We start from the raw sequence: 1,557 nt of genomic DNA, 5'->3' as shown, positions 1-1,557 counted from the left end.
TAAAAAAGTGTCTTCGACACTTCAACTCCCCTGCCCCTCAATCTTGAGGGGATAGGGGTTTCTTTTTTTCAACTTTTCATTCATAATAGGCTTATGAATATCTTACAAAGAATCTTTACTGACTACTATGAAGAAATTAAATATACACTTCATCCGAGATCTACTGAGATGGAAAATATCGATAAGATGATCAACTGTGGTGATCCATCTTTTGGCGGTGCCATGTACGGTTGTCCCCATTGCGGCAAGCTTAAATTTGTCCCATTCCGATGCCACAGCCGTTTCTGCCCTACCTGCGGAAACAAGTATTCCATGGAACGCACTACTTCCATGTCTTTTAAACTTGTTAATGTCCAGCACCGCCACTGTGTTTTTACTATTGATGAAAATCTTCGTGACTTTTTTCTTGAAGACCGTACTCTGCTCGACTGCCTCTTTCACTCTGTTACCAGTGTCGTCTCTCGTATGTTCTTCAAAATGAACAAGTCTAAAAATTATACACCTGGTTTTATTATGGTACTACATACTTTTGGCAGGGATTTAAAATGGAATCCCCACATCCACTGTCTTATATCGGAAGGTGGTTACAGTGATGATGGATTCTGGCGTCCGGTCCACCACTTCAATTATACTTATCTGCGTAATGCTTTCCGCACAGCACTGCTTGATGAAATGGGACGCAGACTCGGATCTTCTTTCAAAAAAATAAAATCCCAGTGCTACACGAATCATAAAGAAGGCTTTTACGTTTATGCAAAACCAAACAAGTGTGACCCTGAAACGGTCATAAAATACATTGGACGTTATCTTGGACGGCCAGTTATTGCCACATCCAGAATTGACAGCTATGATGAGGACTCGGAAACAGTCACATTTCATTACAACCGTCATGAAGATGACAAATATATTCAGGAAACAATCCCTGCATTAGATTTCATCAGGCGTTTGATCCGGCACATACCGGAGAAACACTTTAAAATGATCCGGTATGGCGGTCTTTATGCACGTCACCGCGAAATAGATAAAAATCTGCACCTAGCAATTTCAAAAGCGAAACGGCATACTCTGCGCGACTTTAACAAATGGCGCACAGCTATCCTTTCTTCTTTTGGATATGATCCATTAAAGTGTCCAGACTGTAAACATGAAATGCTCTTTCTGGAACTTTACTTTAACCACAAGCGCGTCTCCCTCGAAGAAATGTACGAGAAAATAATGTCCAAAGCTCGTAGAAGATGGTCTTCTGCATAATTTTTATGGATTCTGTGATATAATCCTCTCAAAGGAGGAAAACACCATGAAACCAGATATCGAGGAACTGCGCAAAAAATACATCGAAAATCCACCAGAAGGAATGACTTCCAGGGACATTCGCCACATGAGCGAAGAAGAACTTCTGGATATGGATTATTTTCTAAATGATGACGAACTTGATGACGATTTTGGAGAGGAAGGTTTTTATATCTTCTAATCCAAGAATCGTCTTGTCGTCGTGCCCGCCTCCGTGCGGGCATTTTTCAATTCAAGAGAGCGCCACAGGCGGTCTTTCCTATAAAG

At 41.2% G+C, this 1,557-nt stretch carries 2 protein-coding genes; both read left to right on the top strand.

What is annotated here, in order from left to right; translation table 11 throughout:
* The first annotated feature begins 93 nt into the window (after positions 1–93).
* Positions 94–1,251, top strand: a complete 1,158-nt coding sequence (locus AB5706_RS22975; protein ID WP_118689240.1) for an IS91 family transposase — start codon at positions 94–96, stop codon at positions 1,249–1,251.
* 46 nt (positions 1,252–1,297) lie between these two features.
* Positions 1,298–1,471, top strand: coding sequence for a hypothetical protein (locus AB5706_RS22970; RefSeq protein WP_003864616.1), 174 nt, complete (start codon positions 1,298–1,300; stop codon positions 1,469–1,471).
* The last annotated feature ends 86 nt before the right edge of the window (positions 1,472–1,557 follow it).

It is taken from the genome of Ruminococcus sp. RTP21484sp1_RTP21277st1_D2_RTP21277_210401, assembly GCF_040924225.1.
GTDB classification, from domain to species: Bacteria; Bacillota; Clostridia; order Lachnospirales; family Lachnospiraceae; genus Blautia_A; species Blautia_A faecis.
This window is presented reverse-complemented; position numbering and strand designations above follow the sequence as displayed.